Origin of the sequence: Streptomyces sp. NBC_01176 (assembly GCF_045039825.1) — a bacterium.
In the GTDB taxonomy this organism is placed as follows: Bacteria; Actinomycetota; Actinomycetes; order Streptomycetales; family Streptomycetaceae; genus Streptomyces.
Genome location: NZ_CP108600.1, coordinates 77,317 through 96,840 on the forward strand (window position 1 = coordinate 77,317; position 19,524 = coordinate 96,840).

The window sequence follows — 19,524 nt, forward strand, 5'->3', positions numbered from 1 at the left end:
ATCTTGATGCGGTGCGCGCCTTCCTTCCGGCGTGCCGTCACCTCTTCCTGTGCGTCCTCGGGGCCGGCCAGCTTCCCTGGTCGGCAGTCGGCCGATTCACGGGCGTTTCGAGAAACACCCGTGAACGGACTCGTCAGCACGGCTCGCGCCGCCTCGGGCGGTCCGCGCTCCTACGACTGGTCGAGTTCCCGGCTGATCAGGTCGAAGAGTTCCTCGTCGGTGGCGTCGTCGAGCTGGTCGGCCATGGACATCCCGGGCCGCGTGCCGTCGTCCGGGCCGTTCGGGCCGGACTCCAGATCCTCGACCTCGGTGAGGAACGCCCTGAGCCGTGTCTTGAGCAGGACCCTCAGGTCCTGTCCGGGGTCGGAGGCGATGATCTGCCCGACCGCGTTCTCCACCTCCGCCAGCAGCGCCGCGGCGTTCGTCCGCCCGCCCCCGAAGAGCTCGTCCGCCAGGTGGCGGGCGAGGTCGGCGGGTGTGGGGTGGTCGAACACGAGGGTGGTCGGCAGCCGCAGACCGGTGTCGGCGTCGAGCCGGTCGCGCAGTTCCACGGCGGTCAGCGAGTCGAAGCCCATCTCCCGGAACGCCTTGGTGGGTTCGACGCCCGACACCCCGTCGAAGCCGAGTGCCGTGGCGGCGACGCTTCGCACGTGGTCCTGCACCAGCTGGAGCCGTGCCTCGGCGGGCGCCGCGGTCAGTTTCTCGACCAGGGGGCGCGGGGCGCCGGGTGCGGTCTCCGCGTCACCGGGCGCCGCCGCGGCGGCCCGCGCCTCCGGGAGGGCGGACAGCAGCGGGCTGGGACGGCGGGCGGTGAACGGTGCGAGGAACTTCTCCCAGTCGACGTCGGCCACCACCACGGTGGCGTCCCCGACGTCCAGCGCGCGTCCGAGCCCGGTCAGCGCCCGGTCGGGGTCCATCACCCGCAGACCCCGGCGCATCAACTCCGCGGCGCCCTCGTCCGTCACCATCCCGCCCCCGTCCCAGGGCCCCCAGGCGACGGCGGTACCGGCGAGCCCCCTGGCCCGGCGCCGCTCCACGAGCGCGTCGAGGTGGGCGTTGGCGGCGGCGTACGCGGACTGGCCACCGCTGCCCCACACCCCGGCGATCGAGGAGAACACCACGAACGCCGACAGGTCCCACTCCCGGGTGAAGGCGTCGAGATGATCGGCACCCACCGCCTTCGCCGCCAGGACGGCGGCGACCCGCTCCGGAGTCAGCCGGTCGATCAGATCGTCGTCCAGCACACCCGCCGCATGGAACACCCCGTCGACCGGATGCCGGGACAGCAGACCCGCGACCGCCTCCGCGTCCGCCGTGTCACACGCCTCCACCACCACCCGCGCACCCAACTCCTCCAGCCCCGCCACCAGTTCGGCCGCACCAGGGGCGTCCATTCCGCGACGGCTGGTGAGGACGAGTTCGCTCGCACCGCGCCCCACCAGCCAGTGCGCCAGACGCGCACCGACTCCGCCCGTGCCCCCCGTCACCAGCACCCGCTCCGGAGCGCGCCAGCCGTCGGCCGAGGGCCCCCAGGCCGGTGCGCCGCCGGGCAGCGGGGCAGGGGAGAGCCGGCGGGCGAACAGGGCCGCCGCGCGTACGGCCACCTGGTCCTCGCCGCCGTCGGTGACGGCCGCGGCCAGGCTCGCGAGGTCACTCCGGTCCACGGATTCCGGCAGGTCGACGAGGCCGCCCCACCGGTCGGGGTGTTCCAGGGCGGCGACCCGGCCGAAGCCCCACAGGGCGGCCTGCGCCGGATCGACGACACCTTCGGACGGGGTGCCGACGGCGACGGCGCCCCGCGTGAGCTGCCACAGCGGCGCGGTCACTCCCGCGTCGCCCAGCGCCTGGACGAGGGTCAGGGAGGTCGGCACGTCCGCCGGCCGGAACAGGACTCCGACGACCGGGTCGCCCGCCGCTGCCGCGTCGGACAGGACACGGCCCAGTTCGGCACGCCCGGCGGCGGGGTCGTAGGCGATCCGCTCCACACCGGGGAGGAACTCCTCGACGCCATCGAGCACCGGGCCTTCGGTGGGCGGCTGGAGCAGCAGCCGGCGGCCGGTGTCCGGGGCGGTGGGCGGTGGTGGGGTGAAGGGCTGCCAGCCGACGCGGTAGCGCCAGCCGTCGACCCGGGTCCGCTCGGTCGCACCCTGCCGCCAGGCGGACAACGCCGGTACGACCGTGTCGAGTTCGGCCTCGTCGACGCCCAGGACCTCGGCGAGGTCGTGGGCGTCGCCGCGTTCCACAGCCGCCCAGAAGCTCGCGTCCAGCGGATTCGCGCTGGTCTCGGACACCCGGTGTGCGGCGGGCTCGGGCCAGAAACGCTCACGCTGGAAGGCGTACGTCGGCAGCTCCACCCGTCGCGCGCCGCAACCGTCCAGCAGTGCGGGCCAGTCGACGGCGGCACCGTGTGCGAACGCCCGCGACACGGCGGCCACGACGGTGTCCGCCTCGGAGCGGTCCTTGCGCAGGACGGACACGAACAGCGTCCCGTCGCCGCCGGAGACGCCGGTCCGGGCGAGGGCGGTGAGGGTGCCGTCGGGGCCGAGCTCCACGAACCGGGTGACACCACGCTCTTCGAGCCAGGCGATCCCGTCGGCGAACCGCACAGCCTCCCGGACGTGGCGCACCCAGTAGTCGGCGGACTCCAACTCCCCCACGTCGGCGGCCTGTCCAGTCACGTTCGACACCACCGGGATACGCGGCTCGCCGTAGGTCACGCTCTCCGCGACCGTGCGGAACTCGGCGAGCATCGGTTCCATCAGCGGCGAGTGGAAGGCGTGGGAGACGCGCAGGCGGGAGGTGCGGCGGCCCGATCCGGCGATCTCCTCGGCCACGGCGGCCACCGCCGCCTCCACACCCGAGACCACCACCGAACGCGGGCCGTTGACGGCGGCGATCGACACCTCGTCCGTCAGCAGCGGGAGCACCTCGTCCTCCGCCGCCTCCAGCGCGAACATCGCACCACCGGGCGGGAGTTGCCGCATCAGACGACCGCGCGCCGACACCAGCCGACAGGCGTCTTCGAGGGAGAACACCCCGGCCACGTGCGCTGCGGCCAGCTCACCCACCGAGTGGCCCACCAGGAAGTCAGGGCGCACACCCCACGACTCCACCAGCCGGAACAGGGCGACCTCGATCGCGAACAGCGCGGGCTGAGTCCAGCCCGTCTCGTTCAGCAGGTCGACGTCCTCACCGAACACGACCTCGCGCAGACCCTCGTCCACGTGCGCGCACACCGCGTCGAAGGCCTCCGCGAACACCGGGAAGGAGTCGTACAACTCCCGGCCCATACCCAGGCGTTGTGCACCCTGACCGGAGAAGAGGAAGACGAGTTTGCCCGCGGTCGCGGCTCCGTGTGCCACACCCGGCAGCGTCTCGCCGCGGGCGACGGCGGCAAGACCCGCAAGGAGTTCCTCACGATCAGTGCCGCGCACCACCGCACGGTTGTCGAAGGCGGACCGTGACCCGACGAGCGACAGGGCCACATCGGCAGGGGCCGGCTCCGGGTGAGTCCGCAGATGGTGCAGCAGGCGGTCCGCCTGGGCCCGCAGCGCGGCGGGGCCCTGTCCGGACACCACCCACGGGGTGACGGGCAGCGGCCGCCCGGCGTCCGTCGCCTCGACGGCGGGGTCCGGTGCCTGTTCCAGCACGACGTGCGCGTTCGTGCCACTCAGTCCGAACGAGGAGACTCCCGCGCGGCGCGGACGGTCGGTCTCCGGCCACTGCGTCGACTCGGCCAGCAGCCGTACGTCACCGGCCTCCCAGTCGACGTGCGACGAGGGCTCGTCGACGTGGAGGGTGGCGGGCAGCACGCCGTGGCGCATCGCCTCCACCATCTTGATCACACCCGCCACACCCGCGGCGGCCTGCGTGTGACCGATGTTCGACTTCACCGACCCCAGCCACAACGGCCGCTCGCCCTCACGGTCCCTGCCGTACGTCGCCAGCAGGGCCTGCGCTTCGATCGGGTCACCCAGTGCCGTGCCGGTGCCATGGGCCTCGACCGCGTCCACGTCCGAGGCGGACAGACCGGCGCTCGCGAGGGCGGCGCGGATCACCCGCTGCTGGGACGGACCGTTCGGCGCCGTCAGACCGTTCGACGCACCGTCCTGATTCACCGCCGAACCACGCACCACCGCGAGGACCGGGTGACCGTTGGCGCGCGCGTCCGACAACCGCTCCACGAGCAGCACACCCACACCCTCACCCCACCCCGTACCGTCCGCACCCTCCGCGAACGCCTTGCACCGCCCATCACCCGCCAGACCGCCCTGGCGGCTGAACTCCACGAACGCACCGGGCGTGGACATCACGGTCACGCCGCCGGCGAGCGCGAGGTCGCACTCCCCCGACCGCAGCGCCTGCGCGGCCAGGTGCAGGGCGACCAGCGACGACGAGCAGGCCGTGTCGACAGTGACCGCGGGCCCTTCGAGACCCAGCACGTACGACACCCGCCCGGAGAACACGCTCGCCGCGTTACCGGTGCCCACGTAGCCGCCGAAGTCGCCCTCCGACAGCGACAGCAGCGCCGGGTAGTCCTGGCCGTTCGTTCCCGCGAACACGCCGGTCCGCGAACCGCGCAACGACCGCGGGTCGATGCCCGCCCGTTCCACCGCCTCCCACGACGACTCCAGCAGCAGGCGCTGCTGCGGGTCCATGGCGAGGGCCTCACGGGGCGAGATCCCGAAGAAGCCCGCGTCGAACGAACCCACGCCCGACAGGAACCCGCCCACCCGGGCGAAGTCCGCGGCGTCATAGCCGTAGACCGCGCCGAGCTCTTCCCAGCCGCGGTCGTCGGGGAAGCCGGCCATGCCGTCGCGGCCCTCCGACAGGAGGCTCCACAAGGTCTCCGGGGAGTCGACCCCGCCGGGGAACCGGCACGCCATCCCCACGATCACCACCGGGTCGCCGGCCACCGCCACGCTCACGGACGTGCCGGGCGTCTCGTCGGCGGCGCCGCCCAACTCGCCGTACAGGAACTCCGCCAGGGCCGTCGGGGTCGGATGGTCGAACACCACCGTCGCGGGCAGCCGTACCCCGCACTCCGCGCCCAGTACGTTCCGCAGCTCGACCGCGATCAGTGAGTCCACGCCCAGGTCGCGGAACGCACGGTCGGCCGGAACCGCCTCCGCGTCGGCATGGCCCAGCACCGCCGCCGCACGGGCACGGACCAGGTCCACGGCGGCCCGGACGCCCGCCTCGCGCGGGAGGGCTCCGATGCGGGCGCCGGGGCTGTCCGCGGCGTCCGGCGACGACCGGTCGGCGGCCGGGGAGGAGGCCTCGGGAAGTTCCCGCAGGAGTGCGCTCGGCCGGATCGACGTGAAGGCCGGTGCGAACCGGGGCCAGTCGATGTCGGCCACGAACTCGGTGGTCACACCCGAGTCCAGGGCCGTCGCGAGGGCGGCGACGGCCAGGTCCGGGTCGAGCGACGCCACCGCGCCACGACTGCGCCTGCGGCCGCCCGTGGCCTCGGCGGCCATGCCGCCACCGGCCCACGGGCCCCAGGCGACGGAGGTGGCGGGCAGCCCCTCGGCGCGACGGCGCTCGGCGAGCGCGTCGAGGACCGCGTTGGCGGCGGCGTACGCGCCCTGTCCGGCGTTGCCCATGACACCGGCGAGCGACGAGAAGAGGACGAAGGCGGACAGCTCCCGGTCGCGTGTCAGTTCGTCGAGGTGCAGGGCCGCCTCGGCCTTGGCGCGCATGACGTGCCGGATGCGCTGGGGATCGGTGCCGCCGATGACGGCGTCGTCGAGGACGCCCGCGGTGTGCAGCACGGCGTCGACGGGGTGTCGTGCGAGGAGCGCGGCGACCTCTTCCCTGACGGACACGTCGGCCGCGGTGACCGTGACGCGGGCGCCCAGCGCCCGGAGGGCGGTTTCGAGTTCCGGGGCGCCGGGCGCGTCGGAGCCGCGCCGGCTCACCAGGACGATGTCCTCGGCACCACGCTCGACAGCCCAGCGCGCGACCCGGGCGCCGATGGCGCCCGTGCCCCCGGTGATGAGGACCGTTCCGCGCGGCCGCCATGCGTCCAGGGGGGTGGGAAGGGGCCTCGACAGCCTGCGGCCGAAGACGCCGGAGTCACGGACCGCCACCTGGTCCTCGCCGAAATCGACGGACTCGGCGGACTCGCCGGACTCGCCGTCCCGGCCCGGCAGTTCGGTGAGGACCGCCGCGAGCCGTGCGACCGCCCGCTCGTCGAGGTCCTCGGGGAGGTCCACGAGTCCGCCCCAGAGATCGGGGTGCTCGAGGGCCGCGACCCGGCCGAGCCCCCACACCGCCGCCTGCTCGGGTGCCGTGAGCGCGTCGGAACGTCCGACGGAGACGGCGCCGCGCGTCAGCGACCACACCGGACCGCGCAGTCCGCTGTCCGTGAGCGCCTGGACCAGCGTGGCCGTGGCCGCCGCCACCCCGGCCCGGTCCTCGGCCAGCGGGAGCAGTGACAGGACGGCCGTGACGGGTCCGAACTCGTCGTGGGCGTCGGTGAGTCGGGCCGCCAGGTCGGCTCGGCCGGTCTCGGACGCGGGGTGCGGTACCTCGATCTGCCGCAGTTCGAACCCGTGCCCCGCGAGCCCTTCGAGTACGGCGCGGATCGTGGCGTCGGCCCGCTCGTCGCGCACCTGCGGGACGAGCACCAGCCGTGGGCCCGGGGAGGGTGCGGGCGCGGTGTCGGAGAACCGGGCCAGGGACTTCCAGGTGACGGCGTAACGCCAGGAGTCGGCGCCGGGCCTCGGCCTCGGGGCGGACGGGTCGAGCCAGTAGCGCTCCCGCTGGAAGGCGTACGTGGGCAGTTCCACGGCCGCCGCACCGGTTCCCGCGAAGAGCGTCTCCCAGCCGACCGGCGCACCGTGCGCGTGCAGCCGGCCCAGTGCACGCAGGACGGCCGACGGTTCGGAGGCGGTCTTGTGCAGTGTGGGGGTGAAGAGCATCCCGTCGTCGGAGGGGACGCAGGGCTGGGCCAGTGCGGTGAGCGTCCCGTCGGGGCCGAGTTCCACGAACCGGGTCACGCCCCGCTCCGCCAGCGTGCGCACCCCGTCCGCGAACCGTACGGCCTCACGGACGTGGCGGACCCAGTACTCGGCCGACTCCAACTCCCCTGCTCCGGCGGCCTGTCCGGTCACGTTCGAGACGACCGCGATACGGGCCGGCGCATACGTCACGCTCTCAGCGACCGTGCGGAACTCGGCCAGCATCGGCTCCATCAACGGCGAATGGAAAGCGTGGGAGACGCGCAGACGGGAGGTACGGCGACCCAGGGCGGATATCTCCTGAGCGACCGCCTCCGCCGCTGCCTCGACACCCGAGACCACTACCGAACGCGGGCCGTTGACGGCGGCGATCGACACCTCGTCCGTCAGCAGCGGGAGCACCTCGGCCTCCGCCGCCTCCAGCGCGAACATCGCACCACCGGACGGCAGTTCCTGCATCAGACGGCCACGCGCCGACACCAGCCGGCACGCGTCCTCCAGCGAGAACACCCCGGCCACGTGCGCTGCGGCCAGTTCACCGACCGAGTGACCCACCAGGAAGTCAGGGGTGATCCCCCACGACTCCACCAGCCGGAACAACGCGACCTCGATCGCGAACAGCGCGGGCTGCGCCCACCCGGTCCGGTTCAGCAGCTCGGCATCCTCACCGAACACCACCTCCCGCAACCCGTTGTCCAACCCCGCGCACACCGCGTCGAAGGCATCGGCGAACACCGGGAAGGAGTCGTACAACTCCCGCCCCATACCGAGGCGTTGCGCGCCCTGCCCGGAGAAGAGGAAGGCGAGCTTGCCGTCGCTCCGGGCGGAGCCGGTCACGGCCCGGGGGGTGGTCTCGTTCTCGGCGAGGCTCCGCAGGCCGTCGAGGAGGTCCGCGCGGTTGCCTCCGAGCACGACGGCGCGGTGGTCGAACGTCGACCGGGTGGTCAGCAGGGACCAGCCGACGTCGACCGGGCTGTGGTCAGGGTGCCGGGCCAGGGAGGCGGACATTGCGCGGGCCTGTGCGCGCAGGGCTTCGGGGGTCCGGGCGGAGAGAAGCCACGGGACCACGGGCGGCACGGCGTCGGCGGGGGCCCTCTCGGGAGCCTTCTCGGGGGCCGGTGGCGGGGTCTCCTGTTCCAGGACGACGTGCGCGTTGGTCCCGCTGACACCGAAGGCGGAGACCGCCGCGGTGCGGGGCCGGCCGGTCTCGGGCCAGGCGCGGGGTGCGGTGAGGAGGCGGACCTCGCCCGCCTCCCAGTCGATGTGGGTCGAGGGCTCGTCGACGTGGAGGGTGGCGGGCAGCACGCCGTGGCGGATCGCCTCCACCATCTTGATCACGCCCGCCACACCCGCGGCGGCCTGCGTGTGACCGATGTTCGACTTCACCGACCCCAGCCACAGCGGCTGTTCGGCGTCACGGTCCCTGCCGTACGTGGCCAGCAGGGCGTGGGCCTCGATCGGGTCGCCCAGTGCCGTGCCGGTGCCGTGGGCCTCGACCGCGTCCACGTCCGAGGCGGACAGACCGGCGCTCGCGAGGGCGGCGCGGATCACCCGCTGCTGGGAGGGGCCGTTCGGCGCGGTCAGGCCGTTCGAGGCGCCGTCCTGGTTGACGGCCGAGCCCCGCACGACGGCCAGGACGGGGTGGCCGTGGGTGCGGGCGTCGGACAGCCGCTCCACGAGGAGCACGCCGGCCCCCTCACCCCAGCCCGTGCCGTCCGCGCCCTCGGCGAACGCCTTGCAGCGCCCGTCGCCCGCCAGGCCGCCCTGCCGGTCGAACTCGGCGAAGACGTCCGGGGTGGACATCACCGTCACTCCGCCGGCGAGCGCGAGGTCGCACTCCCCCGACCGCAGCGCCTGCACCGCCAGGTGCAGGGCGACCAGGGACGACGAGCAGGCCGTGTCCACGGTCACCGCGGGCCCTTCCAGACCCAGCACGTACGACACCCGGCCGGAGACGACGCTCGCCGCGTTGCCGGTGAGCAGGTGGCCCTCGATGCCCGCGGGCAGCTCACGTCCGGTCGCGGAGCCGTAGTTCTGGTTGCTGCATCCGACGAAGACCCCGGTCCGGCTGCCGCGTACGGCGGCGGCGTCGATGCCCGCCCGTTCCAGCGCCTCCCAGGACGCTTCGAGGATCAGGCGCTGCTGCGGGTCCATGGCGAGGGCCTCGCGGGGCGAGATCCCGAAGAACCCGGCGTCGAACTCCGCGGCGGAGGCGACGAATCCGCCGCGCAGGGCCGCCGTGTCGGTGGTGGCTCCGCTCAGGTCCCAGCCGCGGTCCTGCGGGAACCCGGTCATCGCGTCCCGGCCGTCGGCCAGCAGCTGCCACAGGTCGTCGGGCGAGTGGACGTCTCCCGGGTAGCGGCAGGCCATGCCGACGATGGCGATGGGCTCGGTCGCCGCGCGCGCGATGCGGTCGTTCTGCTTGCGCAGCCGCTCGTTCTCGACCAGCGACGCGCGCAGGGCCGCGACGACGCGTTCCTCGGAGGTGGCCATACTCAGCTCCACTGTTCTGCTTCGGGCTTCGGCGGACGGGGCGGGTGAGGCGGGCCGGTCAGGGGGCCGAGTCGCCGAGGGCCAGTTGTACGAGGTCGTCGATGTCCATCGTGTGGATCAGCTCGCTGTCGTCGGGGCCGGCGGCGGTGTCGGCTTCCACCGGGCCTTCCGGCTCGGCGAGCGCCAGCAGCGCGGTCAGCAGGCCGCTGTCCTGAAGGCGGGCCAGCGGGATGGTGGACAGCTTCTTGCGCAGCGTGTCCTCGTCGGCGTCCGCGGGTCCTGCGGTGTCGGGGAAGAGCTCGGTGTAGAGGTGCTCGGCCAGGTGGCCGGGGGTGGGGTAGTCGAAGACGAGGGTGGTGGGCAGGCGCAGACCGGTGTCGTGGTTGAGCTGGTTGCGCAGTTCGACGGCGGTCAGGGAGTCGAAGCCGATGGTGCGGAACGCCTGGCCGGGTTCGATGCTCTGGCCGTCGGCGCGGCCGAGGACCGAGGCGGCCCGGTCGCGCACGAGGTTGCGCAGGGCGAGCTTGCGGTCGGTGGTGGAGAGTTCGGAGAGCCGGTGCCTGAGGTCCGCGGCCTGTGCCGCGGTGTCGTCCGGGCCGGCCGCCGGCGCCGCCGCCGCTTCCGGGAGCACGGACAGGAGCGGGCTGGGACGGCTGCTGGTGAACGTGGGGAGGAACCTCTCCCAGTCCACGTCGGCGACCACCACCGTGGCATCCCCGACGTCCAGCGCGCGTCCGAGCCCGGTCAGCGCACGGTCGGGGTCCATCGCCCGCAGACCCCGTCGCGCCAGCTCGACGGCTCCGTCGTCCGTCACCATTCCCCCGCCGCCCCAGGGACCCCAGGCCACCGCCGTACCGACGAGCCCTCGGACCCGGCGGCGCTCGACCAGCGCGTCGAGGTGGGCGTTGGCGGCGGCGTAGGCCGACTGGCCGCCGCTGCCCCACACCCCGGCGATCGAGGAGAACACCACGAACGCCGACAGGTCCCGGTCTTTCAGGAGGGTGTCCAGGTGGGTGGCGCCGGCGGCCTTGGCTCCCCATACGTCGGCGAGGTGCTGGGCATCGGCGGTGTCGATCGGTGCGGCGTCGCCCCGGCCCGCGGCGTGGAACACCGCGTCGACGGCGTGCCGGTCCAGCAGGGCGCGGACCTCGTCGCGGTCCGCCATGTCGCAGGCCTCCAGGGCGACCTGGGCGCCCAGGTCGCGCAGTGCGTCGGCGAGTTCGACGGCACCGGGCGCTGCCGCTCCGCGGCGGCTCGTCAGGACGAGGTCCCGTGCGCCGCGCTGTACGAGCCAGTGGGCGAGGCGCGCGCCGAGGGCGCCTGTTCCGCCGGTCACCAGGACGGGGCCGCGCGGGGTCCAGGCGGTGGCCGGGGCCGAGGTGGCGGAGACCGGGGCGTGCACCAGACGGCGGGCGAGGAGTTCGGGGCCGCGTACGGCGATCTGGTCCTCGCCGGACACGAGGGCGGCGGCGATGCCGGCGAGGGTGTGCCGGTCGGGCTGCCGGTCCGGGACGTCCACCAGGCCGCCCCAGCGGTCGGGGTGTTCCAGGGCGGCGACCCGGCCGAGGCCCCATACGGCGGCCTGTGCGGGATCGGCCGGTTCCTCGGCCGGTCCGTCGGTCGACACCGCGCCGTGCGTCACCGTCCAGAGCGGGACCGTGAGGCTCGCGTCGCCGAGGGCCTGGACGAGCGCGAGGGTCGCCTCCACGCCGCCGGCGGGGGCGAGGCACGACAGCACGCCCGCGACGGCGCCGCCTTCGGCGGCCTGTACGAGGATCCGTGCGAGCGCGGCACGATCCGTCCGAGGGGGGCAGGTGAAGCGGTCGGCACCGGGGACGAACTCCTCGATGCCCGCCAGCGCGTCCTCGTCCGGGGGCTGGAGCAGGATCCAGCGGCCCGGTACGGGTGCGGGAGGAAGCGGTACGGCCGCCGGCTCCCAGTCGACGCGGTAGCGCCAGCCGTCCACGCGTCGCTCGACCGCGTCCTGTGCGGGTTCGGGCCAGAACCGCTCGCGCTGGAAGGCGTACGTGGGCAGGGTGATGGTCCGCGCGCCGGTGAAGAGCGCGGGCCAGTCGACGGTGACCCCGTGGGTGAACGCCGCCGACAGGGCGGCCAGGGCGGTGTCCGTCTCCGGGCGGTCCTTGCGCAGCGTGGGCGCGAAGAGCATCTCCTCGCCGCCGGAGACGCCGGACTGGGCGAGGGCGGTGAGGGTCCCGTCGGGGCCCAGCTCCACGAACCGGGTCACACCCTGCTCTTCGAGCCACTCGATGCCGTCGGCGAACCGTACGGCCTCACGGACGTGGCGGACCCAGTAGTCGGCCGACTCCAACTCCCCTGCTCCGGCGGCCTGTCCGGTCACGTTCGAGACGACCGCGATGCGGGCCGGCGCGTAGGTGACGCTCTCGGCGACCGTGCGGAACTCGGCGAGCATCGGTTCCATCAGCGGCGAGTGGAAGGCGTGGGAGACGCGCAGACGGGAGGTACGGCGGCCCAGGGCCGCTATCTCCTGCGTGACCGCCGACGCTGCGGTCTCGGTACCGGAGACCACCACCGAACGCGGGCCGTTGACGGCGGCGATCGACACCTCGTCCGTCAGCAGCGGGAGCACCTCGTCCTCGGACGCCTCCAGCGCGAACATCGCTCCACCGGACGGCAGTTGCTGCATCAGACGGCCGCGTGCCGACACCAGCCGGCAGGCGTCTTCGAGGGAGAACACCCCCGCCACATGCGCAGCGGCGAGCTCCCCCACCGAGTGGCCCACCAGGAAGTCAGGGCTCATCCCCCACGACTCCACCAGCCGGAACAGGGCGACCTCGATCGCGAACAGCGCGGGCTGAGTCCAGCCCGTCTCGTTCAGCAGATCCGCGTCCTCACCGAACACCACACCCCGCAGACCCTCGTCCAGGTGAGCGCACACCGCGTCGAAAGCCTCCGCGAACACGGGATACGCCTCGTACAACTCCCGCCCCATACCCAGGCGTTGTGCACCCTGTCCGGAGAAGAGGAAGGCGAGCTTGCCCTCGCTCGCGACGCCCTGGACCACACCTGAGACGCTCTCGTCGCGGGCGACGGCGGCGAGGCCCGCGAGGAGTTCCTCGCGGTCGCCGCCCCGGATTACGGCGCGGTGCTCGAACGCCGACCGGGTCCTGACCAGCGACAGACCCACGTCGGCGGGGTCCAGGTCGGGGTGGGCCTGGGCGTGAGCCAGCAGCCTGGCGGCCTGGGCGTGCAGTGCCTCGGTGCCGCGGCCGGAGACGACCCAGTGGGTCACGGGGACGGGTCGGGGAACCGTTGTCATGGTGTCCTCGGTGGCCGTCTCCGGTGCCTGTTCCAGCACCACGTGCGCGTTCGTCCCGCTGAACCCGAAGGCCGAGACCGCGGCCCGGCGGGGCCGTGCGGTGTCCGGCCAGTCCACGGACTCCGTCAGGAGCCTGACCTCGCCCGCGGACCAGTCGACGTGGGTCGAGGGTTCGTCGACATGGAGGGTGGCGGGCAGCACGCCGTGGCGCATCGCCTCCACCATCTTGATCACACCCGCCACACCCGCGGCGGCCTGCGTGTGACCGATGTTCGACTTCACCGACCCCAGCCACAACGGCCGTCCACCGTCACGGTCCCTGCCGTACGTCGCCAGCAGCGCCTGCGCCTCGATCGGGTCACCCAAAGACGTACCCGTACCGTGCGCCTCCACCGCGTCCACCTCCGACGCCGACAGACCCGCACTCGCCAGAGCAGCCCGGATCACCCGCTGCTGGGACGGACCGTTGGGCGCCGTCAGACCGTTCGACGCACCGTCCTGATTCACCGCCGAACCACGCACGACGGCCAGCACCGGGTGACCGTTGGCGCGCGCGTCCGACAACCGCTCCACGAGCAGCACACCCACACCCTCACCCCACCCCGTACCGTCCGCACCCTCCGCGAACGCCTTGCACAGGCCGTCGGCGGCCAGGCCGCGCTGACGGCTGAATTCGACGAACGCCGCCGGGGTCGACATCACCGTCACACCGCCGACGAGTGCCATCGAGCACTCCCCCGAGGTGAGCGCGCGGATCGCCCAGTGCAGGGCGACGAGGGAGGCCGAGCAGGCCGTGTCGACGGTGACCGCGGGGCCTTCGAGGCCCAGGACGTAGGAGACCCGGCCCGAGATGACGCTCGCGGCGTTGCCGGTGCCGAGGTAGCCCTCGGTGTCGGCGTCCGCCGTGCTGAGCACGTGTGCGTAGTCCTGGCCGTTGGTGCCGGTGAAGACTCCGGTGCGGCTGCCGCGCAGGGAGCGGGGGTCGATGCCGGCCCGTTCGACGGCCTCCCACGACGTCTCCAGCAGCAGGCGCTGCTGCGGGTCCATGGCGAGGGCCTCGCGGGGCGAGACGCCGAAGAAGTCCGCGTCGAACGATGCGACGTTCTCCAGGAAGCCGCCGCGGTTGGTGTACGTCGTGCCGCGGCGCCGGGACTCGGGGTCCGGGTCGTGGAGGGCGGCCAGGTCCCAGCCGCGGTCGGCGGGGAAGTCGGTGATTCCGTCGCCGCCCTTGAGGAGCATGTCCCACAGTTGCTCGGGGTTCTCGACCCCGCCGGGGAAGCGGCAGCCCATGCCGACGATCGCGACCGGGTCGTCGGCGAGGTCGGTGGGTGTGCCGGGGTTCCGCCGTGCGGACTGTGCGGACTGTGCGGTGGTGGGGGCGAGTTCGGCGAGGAGGAGGTCGGCGACGGCGTTCGGGGTGGGGTGGTCGAAGACCAGGGTCGCGGGCAGGGCGAGGCCGGTCTCGCGGGTGAAGGCGTTGCGCAGTTCCATGGCGGTGAGGGAGTCGAAGCCCATCTCCGCGAAGGGGCGGTCGAGGGCGATCGACGCGTCGCTGCCGTGGCCGAGGACACCGGCGACCGTCGTACGGACCAGCGACCGGACAGCCGCCCGCCGCTGTTCCTCGGGGAGCGCGGCGAGCGTGCCGCCCGCGGGTGCCGTGCCGCTCGCGCCGGCGCCCGCGGCCCGTCGTAGCGGGGTGCGGCCGGCCAGGGAACGCAGGACGGGGGGAAGCCCGGCCGCGTTCCGGCGCAGGGCGGGCAGGTCGACGCGCAGGGGCAGGGGGGTGCCGTCGGTGTGGGACAGGCAGCGGTCGAAGAGCGCCAGTGCTTCCCGGGTGGGCAGGGCGCCGATGCCGCTGCGGTCGATGCGGCCGCGCTGTGCGGTGTCCAGGTGGCCGGTGATGCCGCTGTCCGCGGCCCACAGTCCCCAGCCGATGGAGAGGGCGGGGCGTCCTTCGGCGCGGAGGTGTCCGGCGAAGGCGTCCAGGAAGGAGTTGGCCGCGACGTAGTTGCCCTGGCCGGGGTTGCCGAGGGTGGCGGCGGCCGAGGAGAACACGACGAACGCCGTCAGGTCGAGGGTGCGGGTCAGCTCGTGGAGGTGGACCGTGGCGTCGACCTTGGGGCGCAGTACGGCGTCGAGGCGTTCGGGGGTGAGGGAGGTGATGAGGCCGTCGTCCACCACGCCGGCGGCGTGCACGACGGCGCCCAGCGGGTGGTCGCGCGGAATGGCCGCCAGCAGTGCGGCCAGGGCGTCGCGGTCGGTGGTGTCACAGGCGGCCGCGGTGATGTCGGCGCCCGCCTCGGCCATTTCGGAGACGAGTTCGCGGGCGCCGGGCGCGTCCGCGCCCCTGCGTCCGGCGAGGACGAGGTGGCGTACGCCGTGCTCGGTCACCAGGTGGCGGACGGTGGCGGCGCCGACGGTGCCGGTGCCTCCGGTCACCAGGACCGTGCGCTCGGGGTCGAAGACCGGTGTCCGCGAAGGCTGCCCGGCACCGGTGCGGGTGAGGCGGGGCAGCAGGACCCGGCCGTCGCGCAGGGTGACGTCGGGCTCGTCGTGGCGCAAAGCCTCGGCGACGGCCCGCGGGTCGGGCCGGGGGGTGTCGGTGTCCATGAGCAGGAAGCGGCCGGGGTGCTCCGCCTGGGCGGAGCGCACGAGTCCGCGGACGGCCGCGGCGGGCAGGTCGGCGGCCGTCTCGCCGTCGGCCGCGGCGACGGCGCCCGAGGTGAGCAGGAGCAGGCGGGAGCCGGTGAAGCGGTCGTCCGTCAGCCAGGTCTGCAGCAGGGTGAGTGCGGTGGTGGTGGCGGTGCGGACGGCTTCGGCGGTCGCTGTGCGGTCGTCGAGGAGGGTGTGGAAGGGGAGGGCGACGACCTCGGGCAGGGGGCCGGTGCCGGCGGCGGCGAGGAGGTCGTCGAGGGAGGCGTGGACGGCGAGTCGGGGGGCGTTCGGCAGCACCGGTCCGGGCGAGGCGGTCCATACGACGCCGAAGATGTCGTCGTTCCGCGCGGCCGTGGAGAGCGGCAGGTCCGACGCGGTGAGGGTGCGCGTCCTCAGGCCGTCCGCGCTGAGGACGGGGGCGCCGGTGGTGTCGAAGAGGCCGAGCGCGACGGTGCCGTCCGGGCGGGGGCGGACACGGACGCGTACGGACTCGGCGGCTGTGGCGTGCAGGGTGAGGCCGGACCACGACAGGGTGTGCGGTGCGGGGTGTCCGGTCGCGGAGAGGGCGAGGAGGGCGCCCTCGACGAGGGCCGGGTGCAGGGCGAAGTGGCCGGCCTCGGCGCGCTGCGGCTCGGGCAGCACGGCGTCGGCGTACACCTCGTCGCCGAGTCGCCAGGCGGCTGTCAGGGTGCGCAGGGCGGCGCCGGGTACGGTGTCGCGGTCCTCGAGGGTGCGGTACAGCTCGTCGATGTCGAGGGGGGTGGCACCGGCGGGCGGCCAGGCGGCGGGGTCCTGGTGCTCGGCGGCCGTCGCGTGGTCCGGCAGCCGGAGCAGGACGCCTCGTGCGTGCTGCTGCCAGGGGCCGTCCCCTGTGGGGTCGCTGGGGTCGGCGGGGCGGGAGTGCGCGGTGAACGTCCACCGGCCTTCCTCCTCGGTGCCCTCGACCACGGTCTGGATCTCGGTCTCGCCGGTCTCGGGCAGGACGAGGGGCAGGTCCACGGTGAGTTCGGCCAGGTGCGGGCTGCCGAACCGGGAACCGGCGTGCAGGGCGAGGTCCGTGAAGACCGCGGCGGGCACGAGCGGTGTGCCGAAAGCGGTGTGGTCGGCGAGCCAGGGCTGGGTCCGGCGCGAGACGCGTCCGGTGGAGACGACGGTGTGCGAGCCGGCGAGCGCGACGGACGTGCTGAGCAGCGGGTGTCCCGTCGTCCGGGCGGTGCCCTTGGCGACGGGGTCGAGCCAGTAGCGCCGGCGCTGGAAGGCGTAGGTGGGCAGGGTGACCGGCGGGCAGTCGTCGCCCTGGATCACGGCGGCCCAGTCGACGGGGATGCCGCGGGTGTGGAGGGTGGCGATCGTGCCGAGCGCCGTGAGCGGCTCGGGGCGGTCCTTGCGCAGGACGGAGGCGAAGAGCATGTCCTCGTCGCCGGTGACGCCGGTCTGGGCGAGGGCGGTGAGGGTGCCGTCGGGGCCGAGTTCCACGAACCGGGTCACGCCCCCCTCCGCCAGCGTGCGCACCCCGTCGGCGAACCGTACGGCCTCACGGACGTGGCGCACCCAGTAGTCGGCCGACTCCAACTCCCCTGCTCCGGCGGCCTGTCCGGTCACGTTCGAGACGACCGCCATACGGGCCGGCGCATACGTCACGCTCTCGGCGACCGTGCGGAACTCGGCCAGCATCGGCTCCATCAACGGCGAATGGAAAGCGTGGGAGACGCGCAGACGGGAGGTACGGCGGCCCAGGGCGGATATCTCCTGCGTGACCGCCGACGCTGCGGTCTCAGCACCGGAGACCACCACCGAACGCGGACCGTTGACCGCCGCGATCGACACCTCCGCATCCCGGCCCTCCAGCAGCGGGAGGACCTCGTCCTCGGACGCCTCCAGCGCGAACATCGCTCCACCGGCAGGGAGTTGCTGCATCAGACGGCCGCGTGCCGACACCAGCCGGCAGGCGTCTTCGAGGGAGAACACCCCCGCCACGTGCGCGGCAGCCAGCTCCCCCACCGAATGACCCACCAGGAAGTCGGGACGCACACCCCACGACTCCACCAGCCGGAACAACGCCACCTCGATCGCGAACAGCGCCGGCTGAGTCCAGCCCGTCTCGTTCAGCAGATCCGCGTCCTCACCGAACACCACACCCCGCAGACCCTCGTCCACGTGCGCGCACACCGCGTCGAAAGCCTCCGCGAACACGGGATACGCCTCGTACAACTCCCGCCCCATACCCAGGCGTTGCGCGCCCTGGCCGGAGAAGAGGAAGGCGAGCTTGCCTCCGCCGCGGCGGGCCGTGCCGACGACGGCCTCGGGGGCGGGGGCGGCGTCCGCCACGGCGTCGAGGCCGCGGATCAGGGCGTCGTGGTCGTCGCCGAGGACGACTGCGCGGTGGTCGAACACGGAGCGTGTGGTGGCCAGGACGTGTGCCACGGCGTGGTCGCCGTCGTCGGGGTGGGTGTCGAGGTGGGTGAGCAGACTGCGGGCCTGGGCCTGGAGGGCCTGCGGGGTCTGTGCGGACAGCAGCCAGGGCACGACCGGCGGGGTGGCGGCGGTTCGTGTCCGGGATGCGTCGGCCGGTGCGTCGTCGCCCCGGTCGTCCGTCGGTTCGGCGGGCGGTGCCTGTTCCGGTGCCTGTTCCACGATGACGTGGGCGTTGGTGCCGCTGACGCCGAAGGCGGAGACGCCCGCCCGGCGCGGCCTGCCCGGGTCGGTCCACTCGACCGGTGACGTCAGCAGGCGGACGTCGCCTTCCGTCCAGTCGACGGTGGTGGACGGCTGGTCGACGTGGAGGGTGCGGGGCAGTCGCCGGTGGCGCAGGGCCTGCACCATCTTGATGACGCCGCCGACGCCCGCGGCGGCCTGGGTGTGGCCGATGTTCGACTTGAGCGAGCCGAGCCAGAGGGGGCGGCCGGCGGGCCGGTCCTGGCCGTAGGTGGCCAGCAGGGCCTGGGCCTCGATGGGGTCGCCGAGGGTGGTGCCGGTGCCGTGGCCCTCGACGGCGTCGACGTCACCGGGCCGGAGGTCGGCGGCGGCGAGCGCGGCGCGGATGACCCGTTGCTGCGAGGGGCCGTTCGGAGCGGTGAGGCCGCTGCTCGCGCCGTCCTGGTTGACGGCGGAGCCGCGGATGACCGCGAGGACGTCGTGGCCGGCCCGCCGGGCGTCCGAGAGGCGCTCCAGGAGGAGCATGCCGACGCCCTCGCCCCAGCCGGTGCCGTCGGCGGCGTCCGCGTAGGACTTGCAGCGGCCGTCGGCGGACAGTCCGCGCTGGCGGCTGAACTCCATGAAGGTGACCGGGGTGGACATCACGGCGACACCGCCGGCGAGCGCGAGGTCGCACTCGCCCGCGCGCAGGGCCTGGACGGCCAGGTGCAGGGCGACCAGTGAGGAGGAGCAGGCGGTGTCCACCGTGATGGCGGGGCCTTCGAAGCCGAAGGTGTAGGCGATGCGTCCGGAGGCGATGCTGGCCGCGCTGCCGTTGCCGATGTAGCCGTCGAGTCCCTCGGGCGGTTCGGGGAAGCGCGAGCCGTAGTCGTTGTACATGACGCCCGCGAAGACGCCGGTGGCGGTGCCCTTCAGGTCGGCGGGCCGTATTCCGGCGCGCTCCATGGCCTCCCAGGTGACCTCGAGGAGCAGGCGCTGCTGGGGGTCGGTGGCGAGGGCCTCGCGGGGTGACATGCCGAAGAAGTCGGCGTCGAAGTCGACGGCGTCGTGCAGGAAGCCGCCGTGGCGGGTGTAGCAGGTCCCGGGGTGGTCGGGGTCGGGGTCGTAGAGGGTGTCGACGGACCAGCCGCGGTCCTCGGGGAAGTCCGAGATGCCGTCGGTGCCGCTGTCCACGAGGTGCCACAGGTCTTCCGGGGTGCGTACGCCGCCCGGGTAGCGGCAGCTCATGGAGACGATGGCGATGGGTTCCGTGGCCCTCGACTCGACCTGGTGCAGGCGGTTGCGCGTGCGTTGGAGGTCTGCGGTGACGCGCTTCAGGAACTCGTGAAGTTCGCGGAGCCTGTCCTCGGTCACGGATCGGTTCCCTTCGACTGCGGGGCCCGTGGTGTCGCCGGTGGTACGTCGGTGGCGCGGGCGGTGGCGGTCCCGGACGGGTGCGGGCGGCCTGGGGCCGATTAT

2 protein-coding genes are annotated in these 19,524 nt (G+C 73.8%); both read right to left on the reverse strand.

Going from position 1 to position 19,524, the window contains the following annotated elements:
• Nucleotides 1-170: 170 nt before the first annotated feature.
• Entirely contained in the window at nt 171-9,458 is a 9,288-nt protein-coding gene (locus tag OG199_RS00365; RefSeq protein ID WP_405827176.1) for a type I polyketide synthase, read from the reverse strand.
• A 58-nt stretch (nt 9,459-9,516) separates the two neighbouring features.
• Entirely contained in the window at nt 9,517-19,419 is a 9,903-nt protein-coding gene (locus tag OG199_RS00370; RefSeq protein WP_405827178.1) for an SDR family NAD(P)-dependent oxidoreductase, read from the reverse strand.
• Nucleotides 19,420-19,524: the final 105 nt, after the last annotated feature.

Bases quoted from the DNA above. Each gene is read 5' to 3' on its own strand.
- OG199_RS00365 (WP_405827176.1), bottom strand. From the start codon at position 9,458: ATGGCCACCTCCGAGGAACGCGTCGTCGCGGCCCTGCGCGCGTCGCTG.